The organism is Sphingobacterium sp. UBA1897 (assembly GCF_002337775.1).
GTDB lineage: Bacteria > Bacteroidota > Bacteroidia > Sphingobacteriales > Sphingobacteriaceae > Sphingobacterium > Sphingobacterium siyangense.
In genome coordinates this window covers 260,127-279,070 of the sequence record NZ_DDGR01000027.1, presented here as the reverse complement: position 1 = coordinate 279,070, position 18,944 = coordinate 260,127, and the positions used below count along the sequence as shown (strand labels likewise).

At 39.8% G+C, this 18,944-nt stretch carries 14 protein-coding genes; 3 read left to right on the top strand and 11 right to left on the bottom strand.

The window, feature by feature from the left end:
- Positions 1-2 precede the first annotated feature (2 nt).
- The 5 genes from B4N43_RS19610 to B4N43_RS19590 form a co-directional block, all read right to left on the bottom strand.
- Positions 3-347 (bottom strand): PadR family transcriptional regulator, encoded by a 345-nt coding sequence (locus B4N43_RS19610; protein ID WP_070564875.1) that lies wholly within the window; start codon positions 345-347, stop codon positions 3-5.
- A gap of 492 nt (positions 348-839) precedes the next feature.
- Positions 840-1,118 (bottom strand): hypothetical protein, encoded by a 279-nt coding sequence (locus B4N43_RS19605; protein WP_088160395.1) that lies wholly within the window; start codon positions 1,116-1,118, stop codon positions 840-842.
- Positions 1,119-1,121: 3 nt separating this feature from the next.
- Complete coding sequence (locus tag B4N43_RS19600) at positions 1,122-1,835, bottom strand: hypothetical protein (RefSeq protein ID WP_286735927.1); 714 nt, start codon at positions 1,833-1,835, stop codon at positions 1,122-1,124.
- A gap of 179 nt (positions 1,836-2,014) precedes the next feature.
- Complete coding sequence (locus B4N43_RS19595) at positions 2,015-4,252, bottom strand: Tex family protein (RefSeq protein WP_088160397.1); 2,238 nt, start codon at positions 4,250-4,252, stop codon at positions 2,015-2,017.
- Positions 4,253-4,337: 85 nt separating this feature from the next.
- Entirely contained in the window at positions 4,338-4,859 is a 522-nt protein-coding gene (locus tag B4N43_RS19590; RefSeq protein ID WP_088160398.1) for a Sec-independent protein translocase subunit TatA/TatB, read from the bottom strand.
- A 242-nt stretch (positions 4,860-5,101) separates the two neighbouring features.
- Between B4N43_RS19590 and B4N43_RS19585 the strand changes: the two genes are divergently transcribed.
- Complete coding sequence (locus tag B4N43_RS19585) at positions 5,102-6,478, top strand: MATE family efflux transporter (RefSeq protein ID WP_088160399.1); 1,377 nt, start codon at positions 5,102-5,104, stop codon at positions 6,476-6,478.
- A 99-nt stretch (positions 6,479-6,577) separates the two neighbouring features.
- On the opposite strand, the gene B4N43_RS19580 is transcribed toward B4N43_RS19585, so the two are convergent.
- The 3 genes from B4N43_RS19580 to B4N43_RS19570 form a co-directional block, all read right to left on the bottom strand.
- On the bottom strand, positions 6,578-7,927 hold the full coding sequence (locus B4N43_RS19580) for a dihydrolipoamide acetyltransferase family protein (RefSeq protein ID WP_088160400.1): 1,350 nt from the start codon (positions 7,925-7,927) through the stop codon (positions 6,578-6,580).
- Between the two features lie 112 nt (positions 7,928-8,039).
- A complete protein-coding gene (locus tag B4N43_RS19575; protein WP_088160401.1) occupies positions 8,040-9,299 on the bottom strand; it encodes a competence/damage-inducible protein A in 1,260 nt (419 codons plus the stop codon).
- Positions 9,300-9,571: 272 nt separating this feature from the next.
- On the bottom strand, positions 9,572-12,205 hold the full coding sequence (locus B4N43_RS19570; protein ID WP_232475686.1) for a putative LPS assembly protein LptD: 2,634 nt from the start codon (positions 12,203-12,205) through the stop codon (positions 9,572-9,574).
- Positions 12,206-12,406: 201 nt separating this feature from the next.
- Here B4N43_RS19570 and B4N43_RS19565 point away from each other — a divergent pair, with 201 nt between their 5' ends.
- Positions 12,407-13,207 (top strand): N-acetylmuramoyl-L-alanine amidase family protein, encoded by an 801-nt coding sequence (locus B4N43_RS19565; protein ID WP_075991265.1) that lies wholly within the window; start codon positions 12,407-12,409, stop codon positions 13,205-13,207.
- Positions 13,208-13,268: 61 nt separating this feature from the next.
- Positions 13,269-14,216: an MlaD family protein gene (locus B4N43_RS19560; protein ID WP_088160402.1), complete on the top strand. Its 948-nt coding sequence runs from the start codon at positions 13,269-13,271 to the stop codon at positions 14,214-14,216.
- Between the two features lie 466 nt (positions 14,217-14,682).
- On the opposite strand, the gene B4N43_RS19555 is transcribed toward B4N43_RS19560, so the two are convergent.
- From B4N43_RS19555 to B4N43_RS19545, 3 genes are all read right to left on the bottom strand, one after another.
- On the bottom strand, positions 14,683-16,764 hold the full coding sequence (locus tag B4N43_RS19555) for a S9 family peptidase (protein WP_088163459.1): 2,082 nt from the start codon (positions 16,762-16,764) through the stop codon (positions 14,683-14,685).
- Between the two features lie 181 nt (positions 16,765-16,945).
- Positions 16,946-18,412 (bottom strand): cell envelope integrity protein CreD, encoded by a 1,467-nt coding sequence (gene creD, locus B4N43_RS19550; RefSeq protein ID WP_286735921.1) that lies wholly within the window; start codon positions 18,410-18,412, stop codon positions 16,946-16,948.
- A gap of 4 nt (positions 18,413-18,416) precedes the next feature.
- Positions 18,417-18,908 (bottom strand): hypothetical protein, encoded by a 492-nt coding sequence (locus B4N43_RS19545; protein WP_088160404.1) that lies wholly within the window; start codon positions 18,906-18,908, stop codon positions 18,417-18,419.
- Between the last annotated feature and the right edge of the window lie 36 nt (positions 18,909-18,944).

Below are 18,944 nucleotides of genomic sequence, written 5' to 3'. Positions count from 1 at the left end.
GGTTATAATGCATGCGTCAAAGTGGTTAAATGTTGGTTTAAGCTTGTCCAGTACGTTCTCATCTCTAAGAAAGTACTTTGGCCTTCCTTTGTTATTTTGTAATATTTTCTTGGAATCCCAGTTTCCTGAGGCACCCAGTTCGATTCGACCAGGCCTTCGTTTTTTAAACGGATCAATAAGGGGTATAAAGTTCCTTCAGCAATATCAATGGCGGTTTTCTTCTTGACCTCCTGGATAAGATCATAGCCATAGTATTCCTGATCATAGGCAAGAATACCTAATACAACAAAAGAAAGACTTCCTTTTTTTAGCTGTGAAATCCATTTGTCAATAAATTCTTTGTTCATGGAAGTAAATATATAACAAAATACATAGTAATACAATGTATTGTTTTAAATTTTTAATATACCTTTCAATGAAGGAAAGTGTCCTAATTAAAAAAAGATGGGGGAAGTGGATTTGATGTTACTTCGATTGATTTTTTGCTAAAAAAAAACACTTGAAGTGGGGAACTTCAAGTGTTTAACCTAACCAATTATTAACCTAAATTTATGAAAAGTATACTTTCTCAAGTATAATAAACTATGTTCAATATCTGTGCCATTCTATTTGTTAGTTTTATAATATTTTTCTTTGTGTTATTTTTGTTACGTATTATCTCCGGATTTGGTTGATGTTATATCTTATTTGGTAATATTTTTATATTTTTAAAGATATTCAACAGCCTAAAAAAGTACTGAGTTAATTTTCTATACTATTTTTGACTACTTTATTACCCAAATTGTCCTTTTGTGTATATAAAAGAAAACAGCGGCTGTCCGAAAATAGGCTAATTGTAGCTATGGAGCGTAATATTTGAAGAGGTCTTTCCACTCATCATCCAAATTACCTTTGTATACGTTTTGTTTGGCACGACGATACCAATATTCTGCATTCCACTGATCGCCTTCTTTGCGATGTAAATAAGCATGAACATGTGCTGCGTCAGTTCCGTCTAATTGATCGATCAGGTCATGCGCGGTTTTCCAATTTCCTTTCAGATCATGCCAAAGTGACTTTTGTACCGCTGTCCAATGCTGAAGCGGAGCTTCAAGAGATTGAAATTCTTCTATTGTCATATTTTATTCTGTTATTTCTTTGCTCCAGATTTCATAAATATCGTCTCCTTTCGAACTTTTTCCTTTATGATGCCATGCGCCATTCAGGATTTCACCATCAAAGGCGAGTTCTTGCCCAACTCTATTATTGTCTCTCGAAAAGAACCGTATTTTTTCGGAGTACCGATTATTATTGTACTGATAGTCACCTCCGCCTGTACCATAGAAACCCTTTTGAGCAGGATTAATCGCTACCCATTGAAAATATCCATCAACCAATATTTTGATTGTTTTACGATCTGCTTTGGGAATATCTTGCATTTTGCCTTCTTGCTGGCGACCTGTGATCCGCCAAAGTGCGTCAAGGTCTTGTGGAACTTTTTTCTGCTTGATATAGAGATGGTAGCTATTGGCAGTTTTGAGGCGAAGGGAGTCTGCTTCAATCCGGTAAGGTAATTGGGTTGTTTTGCCAATGGCAGCCGAATCCTGTGAGTTATACTCGACAGCGATAGTGATCAGATTATGCTGCTTATCAAGTGCGCCGCCCCAGGTAAGCTGAAAACGTTTTCTGACGTCATCGTAACTTATAAATGAAATATAATGGTCTTTAACGAGCATTAAATGTTTATTGATGCCATCCTGATACAGGTAGGCCCCGTCGTGAAGTTGCTGCTGTGCCTGGATTTTAGAAAAATAGATTCCAAAAAATAGAAAGAATAGGAGGGTACAATTTTTCATAACGGGTCTAAACTTGTTTCCCCTAAAGATACAAAATAAAACAGCGACACGAATGACGAACATTGGATTTAATCGAATCAAAAAAAGCTGACCAGGCGATGCCTTGCCTCCAAAAAGTTAGACACTTTTCTTGGCAGTTCAGCGAACGGTCAGCTTTTTTGATTCGGAGTTAAATGTATCTATTTAAATTTACTTGCCAATGCAGCTAGCTTGCTGGCCATATCCGTTTGTGGTTCGGCCTGCTTTTTAAAATCATTTTTTTTGTTTTTGGGTAGCGCAGGCTTCTCATCTGTTTTCATTGACAATGCAATGCGACTACGTTTTTCGTCTACTTCTGTTACCGTTACCATGACGTGTTGCTGTACTTTGACGACTTCATGGGGATCTGATATATAGCGATTAGATAATTGGCTTAGGTGTACCAGGCCATCTTGATGTACGCCAATATCAACAAAGGCACCGAAATTCGTAATATTGGTCACGATTCCCGGCAGTTTCATGCCAACCCGTAAGTCGCCAATGCTGTTGACCCCATCCGTGAATGAAAATGCTTCGAATTTTTCCCTTGGATCTAATCCGGGTTTTGCTAATTCATTTAGAATATCGTTTAATGTCGGTAGTCCTACTTCCTCCGAAATGTAATTTTTTAGGGGAATAGATTTCCTGAGGTCAGCATCTGTCAATAGGTCCTCCACTTTTTTTCCCAAGTCTTTGGCCATTTGTTCCACCAATGCATAACGTTCGGGGTGTACTGCAGAGGAATCCAATGGATTTACCGCATGGCGAATGCGAAGGAATCCTGCGGCTTGTTCAAATGCTTTATCACCAAGGCGAGGAACTTTTTTCAGTTCACGTCTCGATGCAAATGGACCATTCTCATTTCTGTATTTGATGATCTGTTGGGCCAAAGATGGACCTAGACCCGAAACATAGGATAAGATTTGTTTGGAGGCAGTATTCAGTTCAACACCGACCGCATTTACACAGCTGATAACGGTGTCGTCCAGAGAAGTTTGGAGTTTATTTTGATCAACGTCATGTTGATATTGTCCGACACCGATCGATTTTGGATCGATCTTAACCAGCTCAGCCAAGGGATCCATCAATCGTCTACCAATAGATACTGCACCACGTACCGTAACATCTTGATCTGGAAATTCTTCACGAGCAGTTTCGGAAGCCGAATAAATAGAGGCTCCACTTTCATTGACCATAACGATGGTAACGTTATTTAATCCGAGTTTCCGTACAAATTCCTCCGTTTCTCGACCCGCTGTTCCATTGCCGATTGCGATGGCTTGGATATCGTATTTCGAGACTAAATACTGAATTGTTTTTTTTGCTTCTGCCAGTCCATTGGCACCCGTATGTGGAAAGATAGCCGTATTTTCTTTGAGCTGTCCCTGCTCATCCAGAACAACCGTTTTACAGCCTGTACGAAATCCTGGGTCGATTGCAAGCAGCCTTTTCTGCCCTAGTGGAGCGGCTAGAAGTAATTGACGAACATTGTCGGCAAAAACTTTGATGGCTTCTTCATCGGCTTTTTGGCGTGTTAATACACGAATTTCAGTCTCCATGGAAGGTTTTAACAGACGCTTATAGCTATCGACCAAGGCGAGTTTTACCTGAGCTGCGGCATCGTTGGCACCCTTAACATAGATGGATTCGATACGGGGTAGAATTTCTTCTTCATTGATCGCTATATCTAAGTAGAGCAGCTCTTCTTTTTCCCCACGGCGCATCGCAAGCACACGATGGGAAGGTGCATCTTTCAAAGATTCAGACCATTCGTAATAATCTTTATATTTTAGGGCGGCGTCTTCTTTTCCAGGAACTACCTTTGAAACAAATGCACTTTTTTCGAGGAATATCGCTCTCGACTTGGCTCTCACTGTCGCATCTTCGGCAATGACCTCTGCAATGATATCGCGGGCACCTGCTAGTGCCTCCTCTGTATTTTTTACGCCTTTTTCTTCATCTATTAAACTGTCCGCAAGGGCGAGGAAATCGCCCGTTTCTTGCGCCAAAATAAGATCCGCTAAAGGTTGCAGACCTTTTTCACGTGCCACACTGGCGCGGGTTTTACGCTTAGGTTTGTAAGGCAAATAGATATCTTCAAGACTGGCCATGGTTTCGGCATTCAAAAGCTGCTGCTCAAGCTCCGCTGTCAATTTCCCCTGATCGTTGATAGATTTAAGAACAGCTTCTTTACGTTTATCTAAATCGCGCAGCTGCTGGAAACGATCTCTGATATTGGTGATTTGAACTTCGTCCAAACTACCAGTCATTTCCTTACGGTAGCGTGAGATAAACGGAACGGTAGCGCCTTCGTCTAATAGTGCTATAGTCGTGCGAACCTGTTTTTCGCTAATAGAAAGCTCGTTAGCAATAGTAATTTCGTGTGTTGATAAGCTCATTGTCGGTTTAATCTTAAAAAGTAGAGCTGTTGAATCACCATTCAACAGCTCTAAGTATATCTAATTATAAACTAAAGTAGTAAAATTAAGCAGGTTTATTGGTATTGTCCTGCTCAGGAACTTTTTTATCTTCTACCTCGTTGTTTTTAGTTTCTGCAAAATGATCGTTATACCCGTACGTGATGTGGGATGGCTCTTCGCCGTAATCGGGTTGTTTATGCGGATTATGTTCGACGACACCGGCAGGTGTTGTGAATTCATATTTTTTCTTAGGCTGCTCTGTTTCTGAACCTTCTACGGTTTCCTGTGGCTTAGCCTCTTCTTCGTGTGCTACTTGAGCCTTCTCCTCAGCTAAACGCACATCATTAGGAACAGCTTCTTCTTTTACTTCTGTTTTAACGTCTATGTCTTTCTCGAAATTATTGATTTGATCTGAAATTTCACGTTTGATACCTTCTGATGCATCTTTGAACTCACGTATTCCTCTTCCTAAACCTCTCGCCAATTCAGGAAGTTTTTTGCCTCCAAAAAGTAACAAGATTGCAAACACAATTAAGATCATCTCTTGTGTTCCGATGTTTAGAAATGCTATTACTGGATTGTACATACTCTTTTTCCTCTTCTTTTGATTACTAACTAGATGCTAAGGTACATTTATATTTCTATAGTTCTTAGACCCAAAAGTAAATTTAAGATAATTTTAAGGTATTTGAAACATAAAAATTACTTAACAAAGTGCGGTTATTTGATGGGTGTAAATTGTTATATTTTTGCTAAATATTTTTTAATATGACGATAGGGTAGCAATATCTTCGTATTTTTGTGGCTATTTTTTTAGGGAAATCGATTATGTTGGGAAAATTTAAAACATTTAAACCGTATTACAAAAGTACGATGGTATTGGCGGGGCCAGTGGTGATCTCACAATTGGGACATACACTGGTGCATACCGCAGATAGTGTGATTGTTGGACATTTTGCAGGAACCATTCCATTGGCCGCAGTTTCGTTGGTACATGCTGTTTTTATGGTTGTTATGGTCATCGGGTTGGGAATTGCTTATGGCATCACGCCGTTGATTGCACAGGAGAATGGCCGTGATAATAAAAAAGAATGTGCCATATTGTTGTCCAATAGCTTTTGGTTAAATATTCTCGCAGGACTCTTGTTGTTCGCTTTAGTTTACTTTGGTTCGATGTTGGCTATCGATCACCTCAACCAAGATCCGGCTGTGGTGAAGGAGGCAAAGCCTTATTTACTTATTCTGAGTTTATCGATGCTTCCGTTGATGGTATTTAGCACATTTAAACAATTTGCCGAAGGCCTTGGCTTTACAAAGCAAGCCATGAATGTAACTATTTGGGGAAATGTACTGAACATTATTTTGGCGATCATCTTTGTCAAAGGGATGTTTGGCATTAGCCCTATGGGGGTGAAGGGAGTCGGATACAGTACATTGATCGACCGTGTGTTAATGATGTCTGTGATGATGACCTATGTATTGCGATCGCAGAAATTTAAAGGATATATTCAATATTTTAAGGTGACATTGGTAGATCGGCAACGATTGCTTAAGATCGTGCGCATCGGAGCACCCGTGGCTATGCAATATGTATTTGAAATTGGGGCTTTTGCAGGGGCTTCCCTATTAGCCGGTACGATAAGTGCTACAGCGCAAGCTTCTCATCAAGTAGCCATCCAGCTGGCCGCGATGACGTATATGATGGCGAGTGGTATCGCTGCTGCTGCAACAATCAAGGTGGGGAATAGTTATGGTAATAGAAACCTTTTTCGCCTCGAACGATTTGCCATCACTTCGTATCAATTGGTGTTGATCTTTATGGTGATTACAGCGTCTTTGTTCGCGTTGTTGAATAATTATTTACCTTATATCTTTACCTCAGATCATGCTGTGGTGATTATTGCTTCCCAGCTGTTGATTATTGCGGGACTTTTCCAATTGTTTGATGGTACGCAAGTTGTCGGTCTGGGGGTGTTACGTGGTATGGGGGATGTGAATATTCCAACCCTAATCACATTTATTGCTTATTGGATTATAGGGCTACCAAGTGGCTACCTCATGGGAGTGGTATTTAACTGGGGTATTAAGGGGATTTGGTATGGGCTGACATTAGGCTTGTTAACCTCTTCGCTTTTACTTTATCTGCGGTTTCAATTGGTGATCAAGAAGAAGAAAATACAATTCGAACAAAGTATGTTTAAGTAACAAAAAATATATTTTAAATAATAAAAATGCCCCAAATAAGTGTCTAACTTTTTGGGGCATGTCTATTAAGAGCCTTTTTTTATTTATCAATTTTGATGGCTAGATTACTCTATTGCTATCCCAATTTTCCAGGTAGTCCGCCACACGTTTTAAGAAGGTACCTCCGAGGGCACCATCGATTGCACGGTGGTCGTAAGAAAGTGAAAGATACATCATATGTCTAATACCAATCATATCACCATACTCTGTTTCTATGACTGCTGGTTTTTTCGTAATTGTACCTACAGCCAAGATTGCAGCTTGCGGTTGGTTAATGATAGGAGTTCCCATAATATTGCCAAAAGCGCCGATATTGGTGAATGTAAATGTGCCATCTTGTGTGTCGTCAGGTTTTAATTTATTTGCCCGTGACCGTTGTGCGAGGTCGTTGACACTTTTACTCAAACCTACTAAGCTTAATTGATCTGCATTTTTGATAACAGGAACGATGAGATTGCCATTAGGCAATGCTGCCGCCATACCAATATTGATGTTTTTCTTCTTGATGATATTGTAACCGTCGATCGAGATATTGACCAATGGAAAATCTTTGAGCGCCTTGCTAATCGCCTCGATAAACAAAGGGGTGAACGTAATGTTTTCTCCCTCGCGTTTTTTATAGGCATCTTTAACTTTATTGCGCCACAAAACTAAATTGGTTACATCTGCCTCAACAAAAGAACATACATGGGGAGAGGTTTGTACACTTTTGACCATATGGTCTGCAATCAACCTTCGCATGCGGTCCATTTCAATGATTTCATCACTGCCATTGGCAACAGTGTGAACATGCGATGGAGCAGTGGAGATTATTTTCGGAGATTCTGTAGCCGTGTTCGTGTGCTCTGCCGGAATAGACTTTGGTGTTTTTGCCGATGAATCTCGATGTGTTACATACGTTAAAATATCTTCCTTTGTCACTCTTCCCTCTGCTCCAGTACCCTGGATACGGTCAAGTTCATCTTGGGACAATCCTTCGTGACGTGCGATATTCTTTACTAAAGGTGAATAGAAACGAAGGGTATTCTCGTAGGGAGAAGACGAAGTTTCAGCCGCTACATTTGGCAGCTGGTCTACACCAGGGATATTCAACTCTATGATCTCTTCGGGAGCTGTCGCTGAAGGAGCTGTATTTTCTTGTGCTTGAATCGCAGGTTCTTCATTTTCGCCCTCAATTTCTATAATTGCAACGACTTCACCAACTTGGACAGTCTGGTCTACGGTATAGCAATGCTCTTTTAAAACACCTTTTACAGGGGAAGGTACCTCTGAATCAACTTTGTCCGTTGCGATTTCCAATAAAGTGTCATCTTCATCAATCAGGTCACCAGGTTGTTTTAACCATTTTGTGATTGTTGCCTCGGATACACTTTCTCCCATTTTTGGGAGCAAGAGTTTATATAAAGCCATATTTTTTAGCAATCTCGTTATAGAAAAACGAAGTTAAATAAATTGTGGTTTACTTTCAACAATTTAAAATATTATTCCTTAAATAAGGTATTCTTTGAAATATTATTTTACTTTATTGTGTGTCTTGTTCTTTTTCTTTTACCAGCAACTTCCACAAAAGTAATAAAGCATTCATACGGGTACGTTCGATGTTGATCAGTCTTTCGTTATTAAACTGAAACTTCTTGGTTAAAACTTCTTTTTTTCCCGCAACAGCTACCCAGATCGTGCCAACTGGTTTCTCAACTGTTCCACCACCTGGCCCCGCTATCCCAGTTGTCGCAATAGCATAATCCGACGAAAATGCCTTTTTTGAACCGGAAGCCATTTCGATAGCAGTCTGCTCACTTACTGCGCCATATTGGATCAGTGTTGCTTCTTTGACGTTCAACAATTGTTGTTTTAAAGCGTTGGAGTAGGGGATAGTACCACCAAGGAATATAACGCTGCTTCCTGCTACTGCGGTTATTGAAGCGGCAAGGCTACCACCTGTACAGCTTTCTGCGGTAGTCAATGTAGCACCTCGGCGGCTAAGCTCTTTAATTAAATAAGGTTCGATGCTGGTATCATAATCTGCAATGACATATTGTTGTAAACGATGGAGTAGCTTTGTTTTAAAAAGGGCAACCTGGAGCATAATGTCAGATTTATTCCTGCTTTTACCAGAGAGTCTCAATCGGATAAAGGCCAAGGTTGGTAGATAGGCCAATTTTATGCTTGAAGGAAGTTCTGATTCGATATCCTTTATTTCTTCTGCCAAATAGGATTCTCCGATTCCGCCGACCAAAATTGTCTCATGACAGATAAATAAGTCAGGATCCTGTTTGGCTAATAAAGGCAGCACATGTTTTTCCATCAGAAATTTCATCTCAAATGGCACTCCAGGCATAAAAATAAACTTCTTTTGGTTCTGGTGTACCAGCATGCCGGGTGCAGTGCCATAGTCGTTAAATAGGACTTCACAATTTGCCAAAACATCGGCCTGCTGCAGATTGATGTCGAGCATTTTTAGATTGCGCGATTCAAATATGTTGGTCACGTGCCGAAGTACATGCTCATCCCGTATCAAGGTGGTTCCAAAATACGCTGCGGCAGTTTTTTTTGTCACATCATCTTTCGTCGGGCCCAGACCTCCGGTGATTAAAATAAGATCTGCTCGAGCTGAGGCCTCTTTCAATGTCGTTGAAATAGCCTCTTCGGTATCAGGGATCGATGTCATTTGAACGATATCGACTTCGAATTGGAGCAGTTGCTTGGCAATCCAGCCTGAATTGGTATCAATGATCTGACCGATGAGGATCTCATCGCCTATGGTAATAATCTCTGCTTTCATCTTTAAAATAATTATGCGATCACCTCCCTACTTTGAAAAATGCATCTGTGGGGATAGTGTTGGATTTTCTCAATCTTTTGGTGTTAAAATGTCCATGCGCTAGCGCCTAAAAAATGAAAATTCAATACCAGAAGATTCAGGATATAAACTTACATAAAATTGCGACTCAACGAAATGTTAAAAATGTATTTGATGGAAGAAGTTTTTTGAAAAGAAGCTGATGGTTCTGCTGACCAATACAGGTATAGCATTTCAAAAAAAAAGCAGTTATTTTAAAAATAACTGCCTCCTGAACTGGCTCTTTTTGTGAGCTTAAGATCTTGTAAGATCGATGCCTTTGCACGAATGGTGACGTTATAGCTTCGGAACCGCCCAAAAGGCATCCAGCCAAATGACATATCCCAACAATGTAGATCCCGATAGATATTGAAAGAGGTCATGACCACTTCCTTCTGTTTGAAATCGTATCCCGATTGAAAGGTTACCTTCCATTTGGGTGTAACACTGAAATCACCATGTAAATTTAAGGTACTTGTGATTTGACTTTCCATTCTCCGCGTACTGGAGTTGAACGATTTTGCCATATTGAAACTGAACGATGCCGCAAGGTTCCATGGGATATTAAAGTCCACAAATGCGTTTGGATCTGAGCTAATTCGAGCCAAGGCCTGTGCTTGCTCAGGAGTCATACCTGCTCCAGACATTTCTTTTCTTAAAGAATCGATATTGTTATTACGGGATTTTGCAGCCTTAGGATTCAGACTATAGTCAAAGGAAAGACCAAAGTTTGTCAGGCGAGCAAGGCTACCGTCTTTAATGGCATAGCGATTGACGCGGACACCATTTTCATTGACCGAATAGGGATCAAATGTACCGTTGAAGTTTACATTCATCTTTTGGTCGAAAAAAGCTGTACGGCCAGAGAAAGTAATTGGGGACAACTTTAGCGAGTCGGCAACAAAGTTGTAATTTCCGCTGAACGTCAAACCTTGAAGAATAGGGATTTTCTTCATGCCTCCATCCGTGGTATCGGATTTACTTTTGACTTTTGCTTCGATGTTATTGTCAATGGAAAAGCCTATCCCTGCAGATTTTCCTGCAGAAGGAGATCCGTAGACACCCTGACTAAAGATTGAGTATACATTTCTGTTCCCATATTGATCGTTATAATGCTGATAGAAACCATATCTTGGATCCGAAAAATCGGGTCTATAGTTCAGGTTGATCGACGGTGTAACGACGTGTCTGATCTGCTTAAGGTTACCTATTTTAGGGAAATAATTACCATAAACCTTGGTCGAAAGTCCGGTCGAAACAGAGTAATCGTATGCACGATTGAATCCCTGAACGGTATCGATACGTTGTTTATAACCTGCGGCAGTATTGTCGATGCTTTGTCGTGTACTTTGTAAATACCAACGCTCGGTATAGTTTACACTGGTGTTGAACTGAAAATATTTAAAAGCATTGAGTGATAAACTGATTGGAATATTATGTTGGAAACCATTTTGGAATTTCTTGAACCCCCCTGGTTTAAATAACAATGTATCAATGGTGCTTACCGAGTTTTGTGCTTGGAAACTATAACCGACATTGATGCGTTGATACCATTTTTGTTCACCGACACGGTCTTTACTGTCAAATGGATTGAAAGAGGATACGTTTAAGCTGATATTTGGTAAACTCATCTGTATACTGCGCGTAGCCATATCCTGATTATGCGTTAAGCTGGCCGTGAGGTTTACCTTGCCATCGGCAAATACTTTTCCATAACTGATGGACGAGCCCATCCGGTTACGTGCAAGGTTTTCATAGGTGTTTTGTGTACTTCCCGTTCCGGTATTTTGAAAGAAAGAACTTGTACCAAAGTTAACACTTGCAGAGAAAGATGTTCCTGGATTGGCTTCCTGGCGTTGGGTATGGTTCCAAGTGACATTAAAATCCTTATTGGAGCCATAATTAGATGTTCCTTCAATACCCGTTTTGGTATTGGCATAACGGATATTAAAACCACCGTTAAATTTATAGTTGACGGTATAGCGCGTATTGATGGACGCTTCCCATGAACCTTTAGAATACAAGGAACCTCTAATCTCACTGTCCCAATAATCGTTGAAGGCCAAATACCAACCGATATCCCGCATCGAGAATCCTCTGGTATAATCTTCCCCAAAAGATGGGAAGAGAAATCCAGATGCTCTTTTATCTGGTTTTGGGAAAAACGCAAATGGAAATGCCACCGGCATGGGGACACCCATTACCACAAGATAAGCCGGACCGGAAATAATCTGATTTTTAGTGACAATTCCTTTGGTGATATGAATGCCAAAATGGGTATGCGGATAGGGTAGATTACAGGTACTATATAATCCCTTGTATATCGACATTTCGTCGTAGATATTCTTTCGCACAATATTGGCCTGGATAAATCCACCATCAACTTCGGTCATAATACCGTAGGTGTTTCCCTCTTGTTTTTCGTAATCGTAATAGAGTGAGTCTACCGTTTTCGGTGATTCACCATTTCCCATGATGACGATAGGACGCCCTACATATTTACCACTTTTGTCATAGATCCCAGAAGCAAAAATCTTTTTCTTGTTTCGGTCAAGACGGATATAATCGGCAGAAAGTTCAAAATCTTGATATTTTACCTTTGCTCCGCGATAAAGGTGACTTATATTCTTGGCAACTTCAGATTTCTGCGAGTCAACCGCAATAATACTCACTTCAGCCTGCAAACCACTTCCTTTTTTCTTGGTCGTATCGCTTACAGATTTGGTCGTATCTGCAGTTTTGGATTTACTCGTGTCTTGCGATTTATTGGTCGCCGAAATAGGATCTTTATCTTGAAGTCCGTTCTGTTTTAAAGGAATATTACTTTGAGCAAAGCTAGAATTGCCCATTGCAAGAATGATAAATAGTGTTAAAATGTTGATTAACGACTTCAAAATTAAAGACAAATGTTATTTTTGTGAAATAATGTTAAACTTCGAGAGACAAAATTAGTCAAAAAAGCAATAGAAAATATGTTAAATATCGTTATCTATTAAAGAAATAATATAGACTCATTTTGATTCGTTTATAGTAGAGCAAATAATTATTCAATGAAATCAGATTTAAGAATTAGAAAATGGTGTAGCGTTGTGTTTGCTACTTTGGGATTTTTTTTATTGAATTCTTTCAAATTAAACAATGGGCAGGTAGAGCCTCCGGACTACCAAATAAGAACGATTGTAATTGATGCTGGCCATGGTGGAAAAGATACAGGGGCGGCCGGACGGCGATCGTTGGAGAAAAATGTAGCCCTTGAAGTTGCTTTGAAATTAGGAAAGCAGATTCAGAAGGATATTCCAGGTATCAAGATCATCTACACAAGAACGACCGACGAATTTGTTGAGCTTTACAAACGTATTCGTTTGGCGAATGCCAATAAAGCCGATTTATTTATTTCAATACACTGCAATTCCAGTGGTGCTAGTGCACATGGTACCGAAACTTTGGTCTCTGGTTCGCATCGTTTGGGACAGCAAGATGCTGCCGTTCGCGAAAATGCTTCCTTGTTACTGGAATCAAACTATAAAGAAAATTATCAGGGATTTGATCCAAAAGACCCTGAAAGTGCGATCATCTTTTCCTTGATGAAAAACCGATTCCGTGAAAAAAGTATTCGCCTGGCACAGATGATCGAAGGTGAGTATGTGAAAGCGGGCCGATATAGTAGAGGATTTTGGGAGAAAGGGTTAGCTGTGCTAGCAGAAGCAGGTATGCCAGCTGTATTGACGGAAATTGGCTTTATTAGTAATAGAGAAGAAGAGAGCTATCTCCTGTCTGATGAAGGGCAACAGGAGGTTGTTGATAATTTGGTTTCGGCTCTGAAAATTTATAAAAATTCTGTAGAACGCTAAACAGATTTGCTTTTATGCTGTTTTAAACTTAAATTAATGATCATTACTAAATAGGTTATTTGTGAAAATTTCAAACGAGACAAAAGTCGGCATATTAGCAACAGTTGCAATAGTTTTATTATTTATTGGATATAGCTTTCTAAAAGGAAATGATGTTTTTAGCAGCGATAATACTTTTTACACGACCTATACGACTGTAGATGGCCTAACTCCCTCCAAGCCTGTCCTGGTCAATGGCTATCAGATTGGGCGTGTTTCAAAAATGATTTTACAGGCAGATGGGAAGATCAAAACGGAGTTTAAGATCCATTCTCATTACGATATACCAAAAAATACAGTAGCGAGAATTTCAAGCACAGATTTGTTGGGAAGTAAGGCTATTGTTTTCGAAATGGGCAACAGTAAGGAATTGGCAAAGGATGGCGATTTTTTAACTTCAGGTGTTCAACCGAATATAATGGATAAGGTTGAACCCATTCAAAAACGGATCGAAACAATTACCATTAAACTGGATTCAACGCTATCGGTCGTCAATACTGTCTTAGACAAACAGTTTCAGGACGACTTTAAAAGAAGCATTCATAGTATTTCCACTTCTTTAAAAAATGTGGAAGGCATCACCAAAGATGTCGAAGGTCTAGTGGGGGATGAAAAGGGAAGACTGAATAGAATCATGGCTAATCTGGAATCTATCACTTCCAATTTTTCACAAAATGGTGAGAAAATCAATGCGATTATGTCTAATCTGAATAATATTACCGATAAGGCCGCCCGATTGGATTTTGAACACACCATGAACAAAGTAAATGCTGCAGTCAATGATTTTCAGGAGATCACTGGAAAAATTAATAGTGGTAAGGGATCTATCGGTTTATTGCTCAATGACGAAGCTTTATACAATAATCTTAATAATGCTTCAAAGGAAATGGATAATTTGATGAAGGACGTTAAAGAGAAACCTGGGAAATATATCAAACTTTCCATCTTTGGAAAAAAAGGTGAAAAGTAGATTTCAGCAATCAAATCGGATAATATACATAAAAGGCCTGCATATAGCAGGCTTTTTTCTTTTCATAGGATTGCCTTTGGACGTTGGAATTTGTCGACGGTCCTATACCCTAAATTTGCTCCCTTGGTTTATGTTTTACCGAACAGTACTTTCCTGTAACCGAGCTTATACGATGTTCTAAATTAGCACCGTTTTAACTGCCTTTTTACAGGGTATTAACACCGGGTTAATAGCGGTATACCCCTGTTGACCCCCTGTTATACCCCTGTTAACCCCCTGTAAAACCCCCGTAAAACTATAACTTGATATTAATCGTTGGTTAATAGGAGCATGATACGGTCATATAAGGTGAAATAGAAACGCCACTCATCGAGTGGCGTTTCTATTCTGCTAAATTCAGCACTTTACGAGCGACTTTATTAGTCGCGAAAGTAGGTGATCTTCCGATCCGATTTCACCGTACTTTCTATAAGGTTTCTTTAAGCCAGGTAAAGAATTCTCTTTGCCAAACCTGTGCGTTTTGTCCGGACAGTACCCAGTGATTTTCATCCGGTAGGTAGACCAGACGGCTCTTAATTTTTTTGAGCTGAGCCAATTGGAATGCAGCCAGTCCTTGTCCGATTGGGACGCGATAATCTCTTCCACCCTGAAAAATCAAAATTGGTGTGTGCCAATTATTTGCTTTTTCAATCGGGTTGAATGCGGTATAGGATTTCTCATTTTTGCTATCCCAGTACGCTCCGCCCAGTTCGTGGTTGGCGAAAAAGAGTTCTTCTGTGGTGCCATACCAGCTTCTCATGTCGAATAAACCATTGTGCGCAATGAACGTTTTGAAACGGTTTTGATGCACTCCAGCTAGTTGATAAACAGAGTATCCACCATAACTAGCTCCAATCGCCGCGCGGCGTGTTGTATCTACATAAGACTCTTTGGAGATATCGTCTATGGCGGCCAAGTAATCCCGGATTGGCTGACCACCCCAGTCTTGGGAAATAGCTTCATTCCATTTTACCCCCCAGCCAGGCATACCCCTACGGTTTGGAGCGATGACAATATAACCTTGTGATGCAATCAATTGTAAATTCCAACGGAACGAATAAAATTGCGTCAGTGCGGATTGAGGGCCGCCTTCACAGTAAAGTATCGTTGGATATTTTTTTGCAGGGTCAAAGTTTGGCGGATAGATTACCCATGAAAAAAGATCTGCTCCATCGGATGCCTTTGTAATACGCTTCTCAATTTTGTTTTCGCTGATGCTTGCGTATTTTGCATCATTAACTTTGGTGACCGGAGTTAAAGATTTGGTTTTTAGATCAAAGCTAAAGATTTCTGTTGCACGGGTAAACTTTGTCGAGCTAACGATTAATTTGTCTGCTACTTGACCTACAATCCCGGTGATGTCAAAATCACCTTCCGAAATTTGACGTATTTTTGGTAAACTTTTAGCTTTGATATTGGTCGGTACTTCAAGTTCAAATAATTGAACGGTACCTTTCGTAGCAGCTGTAAAATAGATTTTTCGATTGTCACTGCTCCAGATAAAACTATTGACCGTACCATCCCAATGTGCTGTTAGATTTAAACGAATTGAGCTGTTTTTGTCAAATAGCATGATGTCATTTTTGTCCGATTCATAACCATCGGTTTTCATGCTGAGCCAAGTTAGGCTTTTCCCATCGGGAGAATAGGTTGGGGCTGTGTCATACCCATTCATACCTTCTGTCAGGTTGGAAGTCGTTCCGCTGGCGATATCATAGCGATAAATATCGGTATTGGTACTGACGGCATAGTCTGTTCCGAATTTCTTTTTACAGACATACAGCACTGCTTTGCTATCTGGAGACCAGGCAAGATCTTCGGCGCCACCAAATGGTGCCTGAGGGCTATAAAAGGCTTGGTCCTTCAATAGGTCTACCGGCTCACCAACTTTACCATCAATAAAACTCGCCACAAAAGGATGACTGAACTTACCATCATTGAAGGTATCCCAGTGCCTATAATCTAAGTTGTCATAGATATAAGCGTCTGACTTTGGCAATTCGGGATATTTATCTGTGCTGTGGTATTTTTTTACAAGAACGGACTGACTGAAGAGTATTTGTTTTCCATCAGGAGAAAATTTGACATTTTCTAAGGCGATATCACCATTTGTCAATTGAAGTGCTTCACCCTTAGATAGGTTCTTCTTCCATAACTGCCCTTTTAGTAAATAAATTACGTCGCCATTTGGTGCGATCTGAACGACTGTTTCACCGCCTTTTTGATCGGTGAACTGATGGTTGGTGCCATTGGTCAGTGAAATCGTATATAGATTTTTTTCACTTGAATTGCTTTCCAAATTATAATTGGAAACACCATATACCAATGTTTTGCCATCTGCAGAAAGTCCTTCGGCCGAAACACGACCAAGATCCCAGAGTGTACTTGGGTTGATCGGTTGTGGCGATTCCGACACTAATTTAAAATTGCTTTTTCCACCTTTGCTTTCTTGCGCATTGCTGAGGTTACACGCCATAATCGCTAATGTAAGTATTGTAAGTTTTTTCATCTGTTTAAACATATCTATGCCGCTGAAAAATTTCTTCGCAAGTTACAGAATTTGGTCATAAATGCTAAGTCAAGTAAAAAAATAGCCATCTCTTTTAGTTAGAAATGGCTTATGAGAATTGCAAATCCCTTATTTTTTAAGTAATATTTGAATCAAGACCCAGTAAAGTCGCAGATGTTGTCTATTGATCCACATGGCTATTGTCAAATTGATACCAGTTTATTTTTGTTGAAACGCGCATCAAAATCGCCAAAATGATAAAGATGCCAATTGTTCCAGCGATAAGGGAATAATCCCGAAGTTGCATAAGGATATAGATGAAGAGATAAAATAAAGCCAAAATTGAACTCAGCAACAGCGCCGATTTCTGATCTTTGGTAATTGATTTAATGAAACTGCCAATCAGCATAACTGTAGCCACGGAAGCGGTTAAGTAAGCTAGATTAAATCCAATATGCTCGGATAGCGCGAGTAACAATGTGTAAAAAAGAACCATCGCTGCTCCAATCAGGATATATTGGATGATATGGATCCTTTTTTTCTTGATCACCTCGGTGAATAGGAGCGAAGTAAAGGTCAGAATGATGACTAAAATACCATATTTGGCAACTCGTGTTGTTTTTTGATAGTTATTGATATCTGGTAAGAAGTTAATTGTAATCATGTCCGTATTATCCAATAGGTTATTTGCAGAGGCAACTGTATTGGTGGCGGTTTGTGCTGCCTTTTGTTCATTGTCCTCATTTCCATTTGCGAGCTTGTTATCGAACTGATAGATTGGACGTGCATCGCCAGTCCATTGTTGTGGCAGCTTTCTATTGAACGAAGGGATTTCCCATGAAGCCGAAAAATTTGATGTTTCGGTATTACGTTTGCTCGGTAAAAATGCACCAGTGAAACTTGGATTAGCCCAGTTGCCCTTTGCCTGGATGTTTGTCTGATCACTAAGAGGGAGGAAATTCAATGATTTGGATCCTTTTAGATTTAGTTTTATCTTGAAACGATTGTCCGTTTTCTGCGGATCCAAAGATACCGGACAGACTAAATTTTGAGTAAATAATTTGAGATTATTAAAGTCTGGATCGAAAGTTAACTCGTTTCCATCCCAATTCAAGGATGGGCGCTTGCCTAAGCCTTTAAAATCCTGGATACCGAAAATAAGCTTGCTGCCTTTCCAGTCAATTTGCTCATGAGGGATCTCGAGTTTTTCTAGGGATATTTTGTCAAAAGAACCTTCTAATGTTATGTTGCTGTTGTAAACTACCGCATTATAAATACCTCTAGAGAGATGTTGTGGTGTTACATCTGTTGCGATATTGGAAGTTTTGGGTAAGACAAATATCCATTTCAGCTCTTCTCTAAGGTTAGATTTTTCGGCTTTTTCGGTAGACAGTGGGATAGTCTCGCGATAGGGGATGGCGAGAACAGGGCTTGAAATAACCTGATCCTTTCCCCAATTTAATGTAATTCCATCGGATACTTCCTGTTCGCGGTTTTTCCGCTCTTCAATCAAATCGCTGATTAAGGCTAGCGGAATAAGTAGTATGAGGGAAAGAAAGAAAATGACAAATAGCTTTAGGACAGTAGAATTACTGATTTTCTCAAAAAATGAGGATTGCTCTGTCGGAGGTAAATTGTTGTAGTTCATGGTTTTAGCGGTTTAAGTTTAGCTGAATGTTTTTGCTGTATAAGGCAATTTGAAGCTCCGTTAATTGCCAGTGAAGGATTTCTTTAAATTCTAAATGATGAAAACTTTGGAGCGATCGCCCCTTTTGAAAATGTTTTTTGTAATAACCGAAGTATTCAGGAAATAAGGTGCCGCCAATAAAAATCATTGCCATGAGATACAGGCTTATCTTTCCATTACCAAGCAAAAGGAATTGCATGGCAATTTCATCTTGTATCTCTGTTCCGGTTTCAGTCAGGATATGAAAGACATCGTGATTTTCCAGTTTGGGCATGACATCGAAACCTTTACTTTCATAAAAGAGCCCCAAATTATGGCCGATGCTTCCAATGGGGTAGGTCATGAAATCTGCTTTAGAGATTCCCCAGGCTTTTTTGTTCCATTTAAAGATGTTTGCATACACTTTGGAGGACCAATTGTAGAGGTGCAGCATCAGTTTCAGTCTAATTCCTTTCATTTAATTATGTTTTAAAAGTACTTTGGTTTTCAAAGT